We start from the raw sequence: 7,289 nt of genomic DNA on the forward strand, positions 1-7,289 counted from the left end.
CTTGTCCTTACCAACTAAAAAATAAAAAATGATCGTTAAGTAACTTAATACTCATCAGCAGCGACATAGTGACGACTAACGGTTTGATAATGCCAGAGCCCCGCGTCACGACCATCCGCGAGCCTAACGTGGCGCCGAGTGCTTGGCCCAATAACATGATCCCACCGAGTAACCACACCACCTTACCGCCCAAGGCAAAAAAGATGAGCGAAGAGATATTGGTGGAAAAGTTCAGTAACTTGGCATGAGCCGTTGCTTTAGCCAAGCCAAAACCTGCTAACGTCACAAAAGCTAGCGCCAAAAAACTGCCAGTTCCTGGGCCAAAAAATCCATCATAAAAGCCGATCCCAAGCGCTGCGGTAAACGCAAATGCCGTTGGGGTTAATACTCGGTGTTTATCGTCATCAGAAATCTTGGGGGAAAATAAAAAGTACATGCCAATGGCTAAAATCAGAAAAGGCAGCATCAGTTGCAGTACGCTGGCATCGATAAGTTGCACCGCAATCGTGCCTAATGCCGATCCAATAAACGCACAGAGTAGCGGTAACTTAAGTTCTGATATCTTAACCATGCCTTTGCGGATGAAGTACAAACTGGCAAAAAAACTGCCGCCACAGGCTTGCAATTTATTGGTCGCTAATGCGTGAGCAGGCGATAATCCTGCCCACATTAACGCGGGGATCGTGAGTAAGCCACCGCCACCAGCGATGGCATCGATAAATCCCGCCACCACGGCCACACTAAATAAGATGGCCGCTAATTGCATACTGAGTTCAAATTCCATCGCCGTTTCCGTTCACACAAGGTGACGCTATTAAACTGACTTTTGCATTAAAACTCAAAAGGTAATCTCGTCTTTAGTCAGATAATCCAAAACTTGTCAGATAATCGTGACCTGCAATCACTTGTAAATCATACGTGAGTATTTGCTCACAAGCTTGGTATAGCTTGGGACGCAGGAACATAGGTTTGATTTGGATTAACGCCTCAATTAAAGATTGAGGACTGTTATCTTGCTGATGGCCACTGATACTGGCAATCATTGAGGCCACTAAGCCATACAGATCCTTTTCGGCAGCCCCTTCTTCTAGCCATAAGGTCGGATCGGCATATTGGCGGGCGTAATGACTAGCCGCAATATCCAGACCGATACCAAAGTTGACCAAGATTGCGCGGCCATCACGGACAATAATATTTTTCGGGCAAATAGCACCATGGTAAATATCAAGCTGATGTAAATATTGGAGTGCACTCAGCAATTGTATAAACCAAGCCTTTAATTGTTCAGGGGAGTACGCATTAAGTTCATCCAATGACACCCCATCTTCCCAAGCACGCACAATATACAGATCTTCGCTTTGGGGCAGTTGGCCAAATGCTAATACTTTTTCAATACTCGGATGATACAGTTTAGATAGGCTGACAAATTGACTGCTTAAGCTGGGCCAATGGCATTCAGTATCACGGTAAAAACTGACCGCGACTGGATAGTGCCCTTGAATATGGAGTCCGCGCCATAATTCGCTGGTTGAGGTTGCATCGACAAAATCACATAATTGAAAATGATTGTCTAAAATGGCCCCTGACGCTAAGGTAAAGGGATTATCGAAATTATCACAAACCCCTTGCTGCATCAGCGCGCTGAGATCACATCGCAGCCCATCTAAATCGATCATGGCACCGCGAGCAGCTAATCTGAACCATTGGTACACTCGCGGTTGATGGGTACGTTCAGCAATACGCAAGAAGCGTTGAGCATAAGCCATAATGTCTTCACTGCTATCGACATTGTCGCGGATATCAATGAATTCAACGTCGCCCATATCAGAAATAAACACACAATTTTCGCTCCAGCCACCCACGGTGAAACCGCGACGATGTATTTGCTGTAAGCCTGTGACTGAGCGCCTAAGGATATCCAACAGCTGATACGTGGTCAGTCGCTCAAATTCGATAATATTCATCGGCATACCGCGGGGCATGCGGATCGGTAAGATCAATTGTTCACCATCTTGAATTAATGGGGCACAAAATGGCACCCCGCTGCAGCCGGATAACGACTGTAATCGGGCAAACTCATCGCGCATGGTCTGTTCATGTTGATGAGCCAAATGGGGTTCATCGATTTGCACCGGCATTAATATTTTAAGCAGCCACGGGGCAGTCCACCCACCAGGGCTGTACTCCGCTTGCCAGATCTCAAGACCATTTTGGATAAATAGACACTTTAACTTGATGAAATCTTGAATTCGATTATTGCGCTGTTCGACAATGGCAACCTGCCCTATCGTATCGAGCACCATCGCCTTTTGCTCGGCAGTGATCTGATGTTTATGCGGTGCGGTTAACCCCCATTCATGAGTTAATGCCTCAACGATTTGTCTTGGGGTATAAATACTTAATGAACCTTCATCTTTTTCAAGCTCAATTTCTTCTCCTTTGCGCCCAGTCACAAACACCATGCCCTGACACCAAGGAGCATAAACACCAACGGGGATTTTATATTTCAATTTACCCGCGAGTACCCGCGCCACATAGTTAGCCTTAGATAAGGAGTTGTCCACATCACGGCCATCCAATGACCAGGCATGCATGCCCGCATTTAGCCGACCTATATAGCCTTTAACATCGACGACATAGACCCCCCACTGACCAATCACTAAGGCATCAACCTCCATCGCTTGACCACTACGGGTGGGGATTTCAACATTGGTAAGTAAACTGTAATCCTCGGGTAACTCGTCGGCTAATAACGAAAATGCCCAACGCTCGGCATCGTTGACTGGGGTGTTAAAACTGATGTGTTTGGCCATAAAAACATCCTGTTGGCTGGCAAAAATTGCGGCTGGTACCTATTGAGCACATTCACCCATTTATCTGTGCAAAAGTAAAAGGATGAGCATTGCATCTTGTTATACCAGTCTTCAGCAAGAGACTAAAGCACTATAAACAACAATGCCAACCGCAGCGGCTGGCATTGATATCGCATTAACACTCAGCCATTAAGCCTGGGCGTTATTAGTGGTGACAATGGTCATCACACTCATGCTCATCATCAGCAAATTCATCATCGCCCTGTTGATGCTGCATAACACCCCAGCCATCACTTTGGCCATCAAACTCACTGGCAAAGTCATGCAGCCAAGTTTCCTTAGCCACTAATGCCTCGTATTCTGGCACCATATTGATACAGACGATGAGCTCCCACTTTTCCAGCTCTTCACTGAAATTAAGCTCTAATTCACCGCTGACATCGCTAGCAACCAAATCTTCTAGTGCCGATTCCGCATCACGTTTATCATCGAACACTAAAAAGAAATCGACATCCAGCGCTTGGCTTAAATCTATGCCTGACTCTTGCATCGCCGCCAACATTTGGCCATTGTCATCATCTGGAAATTGCATTACTGACTCCTATTAAGCTTGGCTAATCACGACCACTGCATCATTAAACTGAACCTTGTCACCCACCACGAGCTTTTTACGCTTGCGAGTTTCAACCATGCCATTGACCTTAACTTGGCCTTCACTGATCAGATGTTTAGCATCTCCACCACCATCTACCCAGCCTTGGATCTTGAGTACTTTATACAGCTCTACAAATTCATCCCCAGTACGTAGGGGTAATTGCTCAATATTGTCGCTCACGCGTAATCGCCTATTCGGTCTAAAATCAATTCGGGCGCTAGTATAGCAGTCACTGCCAAGATCCATCAAAAAATTACGCCATCACTTTGCCCATAAGGACTTCGTCCACCCAAGCATCACCCAAGCGATAGTTTTGTTGCAGCAGACCTTCACGTTTGAAGCCACATTTTTCGAGGACTCGTATTGAGGCGAGGTTTTGCCAATGGACGTAAGCAATACATTTATGCACATCAAATTCCGTGGTGGCCCAGTCAAGGATTGCCGTTAAGGCTTCAGTAGCAAATCCTTGACCTTGATAGGCGGGATGCAGCATATAGCCCACTTGAATTCGTGCTGAAAAGTTATCTTCACAAAAAAAACCGATGACGCCCATAAAGCCATGCTCAGCACTGGCAATCTTAACACTGACCCACTCGCCTGAATCATACACCCAAGGTTGCAGCCCAGAGATAAACTTGGCTCGAATGCGACTGACAGGATCCGGCGCTCGAACAAAGTGATTCACCAGGCTATCTTGGTGCATTGCGAGAAAATCATCCCAATCGCTGTCGACCAGCGACGATAGTGTTAATCTTGATGTGCTTAAACAGACCATCACTAACCCCATAAACAAACGGCAGCCACTGGCTGCCGTTTATTAATTAACCGCGACTGGTCACTTCCAGTAAGTGATAACCAAACTGGGTTTTCACCGGACCTTGAACTTGATTCAAAGGCGCACTAAACACCACTTCATCAAATTCCTTAACCATCATACCTGGGCCAAACGATCCAAGTTCGCCGCCTTGAGCACCGGATGGACAGCTTGAATGAGCCTTAGCAACGTCGGCAAAATCCGCGCCATTTTCAATCTGTTGTTTTAGTTCATTACACTGCTCTTCACTGCTGACTAACAGATGTCTTGCGCTTGCTTGTACCATGGTGACACTCCTTCAATAACTTCGCCAATAGCGATAACAATGGCAATCAACGATTGCCCAGTCGCCAGTATAAAAAGTCAGACGCTGATTACCAGTATTAAATGAAGCCCTCGCTAAAAAAGCTCAGTGCGACTTAATCAGCCATTGCCGTTGTTTGCGTGCTCTGTGCTAGGTTTAGCGCAATCCATCCATCAATTTTTTGCTCCAATACTGCCATGGGCAATGAGCCCGACGTCAACACCTGATCATGAAACGCTTTAATATCGAAGCGCTCACCCAGCGCAGTTTGCGCCCGTTGACGTAATTGAAGGATGGTTAATTGGCCGACTTTATAAGATAAGGCTTGACCTGGAATGGCCATATAACGCTCCACTTCTGCCACAATATCACTCTCGGCCATTGGCGAGTTATCTTGCATATACTGGATCGCTTGTTCGCGACTCCAGCCCTTCATGTGTAATCCAGTATCAACAACCAACCGCATCGCTCGCAACATTTCATCGGATAATTTGCCAAAGTACTGATAAGGATCGCTAAATAATCCCATTTCAATGCCGAGATCTTCTGCATATAACGCCCAACCTTCTTCAAATGCGTTATAAATACCGAAACGCTGAAAATCAGGTAAATCATCAAGTTCTTGTTTGATGGTCATTTGAAAATGATGGCCAGGCGATGCTTCATGTAAAGAGAGGGTAGTCATTCCCCAAATAGGCTGTGCCATCAAATTATAGGTATTAATATAAAATATTCCGGGTCGAGAACCATCGATAGCCGGTGATTGATAAGACGCACCTGCCGCAGACTTTTCCCTAAACGCTTCAACCGGTTTGACCACATAGTCAGCCTTAGGTTGCACATTAAAATACGCTGGTAGTACTTGATTTATCGAGAGCCGCAAGCTGTCGTAGCCCTCAATCAAGTCAGTTGCAGTGCCATGGAAGTACTGGGGTTGGGTTGATAAATGATCAAAGAAGGCCGCTAAATCACCATCGAAGCCCACTTGTAATCGCACCTTATCCATTTCAGCTAAAATGCGAGCGACTTCTGCGAGACCTATTTGGTGGATCTCATCAACCGACATTTGGGTCGTGGTATGTTGATTCGCGAGGTGCTGATACCACACGCGCCCATTAGGAAGCCCCCACCAACCATCAGTACCGCGACTGGCGGCAAGATAGTCAGTGGTAAGGTATTGTTGCAATGTCGCTAATGCGGGGTAGATTCGCTCACTAATCATGGTCTGAAAAGCGTCACGCATCTGTTGCTGCTGCGCAGGCGTCATCGACTCGGGAAAACTTAATACCGGTTGATAAAACACACTCTCTTCAACACTTGGGGATCTCATCACAGCGAGCTGTTCAATCATACGCTCAACCAGAACGCGAGGTAATACCACCGAACTGGCGATACCTTCATTCATGCGATCACGCGCCATGGACGTCCACAAAACAAAGCCCTCGACTCGTGCTATCCATTGTTGATATTGCTCAAGACTCGTAAAGGGCTGCGCACTGTCACCGCTTCCTAATTGCATCAATAAGAACAATTGACTGTCAAACTGGTTAAGCGGTAAAAATCGCTCAGGAAACGTTTCGGCGACCAGCGCTTGCTCACGATCATAAACAAAAATATCATGGCTTAAACGGTCTTGTTCAGACAGGCTGTCCCTATCGATTGCCTTAGCCTTAGCCAAATAACCTGCGTTCAATTGATGCCGTTTTGTCAAATACTCATGGCTAAGGCCATCAGTGAATAAATGATTATAATCATTAACGCCAACAAACGTGGCATAGACAGGCTCTAACGCTAACTGCTCGTCAAAATACGCATCAACCAAGGCACGATAAGAGACTTGCACCTGTTGCTTGTCGGTAACGGCTGGGGACACACTTGATGGCGTGGACACGCTCTGAGTCGTTTTTTCGCAGCCCAATAACGCCAGCGAGATGACAACAGATAATAAGGTAACTGTCCGATTCATTATTTTTATTCTCCAAATGCAGGCATTTTCCCAGAAATTTCTATACTTAGGTTTAGGACAGGGAGGCGCCATATGATTTATTCTTTTCGAAATGCCAGTTTTAGAGACTCACAAACGGGTGTCTATAATCAAGAATATTTCCTTGAGGTATTTAACCGTGAATGGCATCGGCATTTGCGTGAAGAGCAAAGTTTAGCACTAGTGTATCTAAGGCCACATGTACATGAAATGGTTAAACACCCTAAATTACTCGAAATATTCAGTCATGAAGTAGAAAAAAGCTTGCTCAGAGCCACCGACTTGATGGCCAAATTTAACCAAGATATTTTTGCGTTAGGGTTATTCAACGTCAACGAGCAAGGGGCTGAAGTGGTAATTGAGCGTATTGAGCATCAAATTCACAAATTTTTAGACACCCATGGCCGCGATCATAGTTTCAGCATCGATTACAAAATCGCCACGGGGGTTTGTACTCCCGATAGACGTAACAGCATTGAACAGTTATTTAACTTTGTTGAAAATCTTAGTGATGAACTCGAACAAGCCAGTGGCCCCCATGTGATTGCCCTGATGCCGAATAACTGAGCCACATAAAAAAACCCGCCTAAGCGTAATGCCGATCAGTTAAGACAGATCGCTTGACGATCTCACTGAAAGGATCAAAATCCGATGACCCCTTGTCATCGGATTTTTTTATGCAACTTTCAGAAGCTTTGGCGCGTACTCATATCAATCGT

8 protein-coding genes are annotated in these 7,289 nt (G+C 45.7%); 1 reads left to right on the plus strand and 7 read right to left on the minus strand.

From position 1 onward, the window contains the following. Positions 1-7: 7 nt before the first annotated feature. The 7 genes from KU855_RS05810 to KU855_RS05840 form a co-directional block, all read right to left on the minus strand. Complete coding sequence (locus KU855_RS05810; RefSeq protein WP_218529362.1) at positions 8-784, minus strand: TSUP family transporter; 777 nt, start codon at positions 782-784, stop codon at positions 8-10. Positions 785-857: 73 nt separating this feature from the next. Beyond that, a complete protein-coding gene (locus tag KU855_RS05815; RefSeq protein WP_218529363.1) occupies positions 858-2,813 on the minus strand; it encodes an NERD domain-containing protein kinase family protein in 1,956 nt (651 codons plus the stop codon). Positions 2,814-3,018: 205 nt separating this feature from the next. Further along, a complete protein-coding gene (locus tag KU855_RS05820; RefSeq protein WP_218529364.1) occupies positions 3,019-3,405 on the minus strand; it encodes a ribonuclease E inhibitor RraB in 387 nt (128 codons plus the stop codon). A 12-nt stretch (positions 3,406-3,417) separates the two neighbouring features. Continuing rightward, the gene (locus KU855_RS05825) at positions 3,418-3,648 is read right to left on the minus strand and encodes an RNA-binding S4 domain-containing protein (protein WP_371316324.1); all 231 of its coding nucleotides are present in this window, start codon (positions 3,646-3,648) and stop codon (positions 3,418-3,420) included. 73 nt (positions 3,649-3,721) lie between these two features. Then, positions 3,722-4,243 (minus strand): GNAT family N-acetyltransferase, encoded by a 522-nt coding sequence (locus KU855_RS05830; protein WP_218529365.1) that lies wholly within the window; start codon positions 4,241-4,243, stop codon positions 3,722-3,724. Between the two features lie 46 nt (positions 4,244-4,289). Further along, on the minus strand, positions 4,290-4,568 hold the full coding sequence (locus KU855_RS05835; RefSeq protein WP_218529366.1) for a peptidylprolyl isomerase: 279 nt from the start codon (positions 4,566-4,568) through the stop codon (positions 4,290-4,292). A gap of 133 nt (positions 4,569-4,701) precedes the next feature. Further along, positions 4,702-6,552 (minus strand): DUF885 family protein, encoded by a 1,851-nt coding sequence (locus KU855_RS05840; protein WP_218529367.1) that lies wholly within the window; start codon positions 6,550-6,552, stop codon positions 4,702-4,704. 72 nt (positions 6,553-6,624) lie between these two features. On the opposite strand from KU855_RS05840, the gene KU855_RS05845 reads away from it, so the two are divergent. Then, positions 6,625-7,137 (plus strand): diguanylate cyclase domain-containing protein, encoded by a 513-nt coding sequence (locus KU855_RS05845; protein WP_218529368.1) that lies wholly within the window; start codon positions 6,625-6,627, stop codon positions 7,135-7,137. Positions 7,138-7,289: the final 152 nt, after the last annotated feature.

This window comes from Shewanella sp. NIFS-20-20, from assembly GCF_019209865.1.
Classification (GTDB): Bacteria; Pseudomonadota; Gammaproteobacteria; order Enterobacterales; family Shewanellaceae; genus Shewanella.

Bases quoted from the DNA above. Each gene is read 5' to 3' on its own strand.
- KU855_RS05810 (WP_218529362.1), bottom strand. From the start codon at position 784: ATGGAATTTGAACTCAGTATGCAATTAGCGGCCATCTTATTTAGTGTG.
- KU855_RS05815 (WP_218529363.1), bottom strand. From the start codon at position 2,813: ATGGCCAAACACATCAGTTTTAACACCCCAGTCAACGATGCCGAGCGT.
- KU855_RS05820 (WP_218529364.1), bottom strand. From the start codon at position 3,405: ATGCAATTTCCAGATGATGACAATGGCCAAATGTTGGCGGCGATGCAA.
- KU855_RS05830 (WP_218529365.1), bottom strand. From the start codon at position 4,243: ATGGTCTGTTTAAGCACATCAAGATTAACACTATCGTCGCTGGTCGAC.
- KU855_RS05835 (WP_218529366.1), bottom strand. From the start codon at position 4,568: ATGGTACAAGCAAGCGCAAGACATCTGTTAGTCAGCAGTGAAGAGCAG.
- KU855_RS05840 (WP_218529367.1), bottom strand. From the start codon at position 6,552: ATGAATCGGACAGTTACCTTATTATCTGTTGTCATCTCGCTGGCGTTA.
- KU855_RS05845 (WP_218529368.1), top strand. From the start codon at position 6,625: ATGATTTATTCTTTTCGAAATGCCAGTTTTAGAGACTCACAAACGGGT.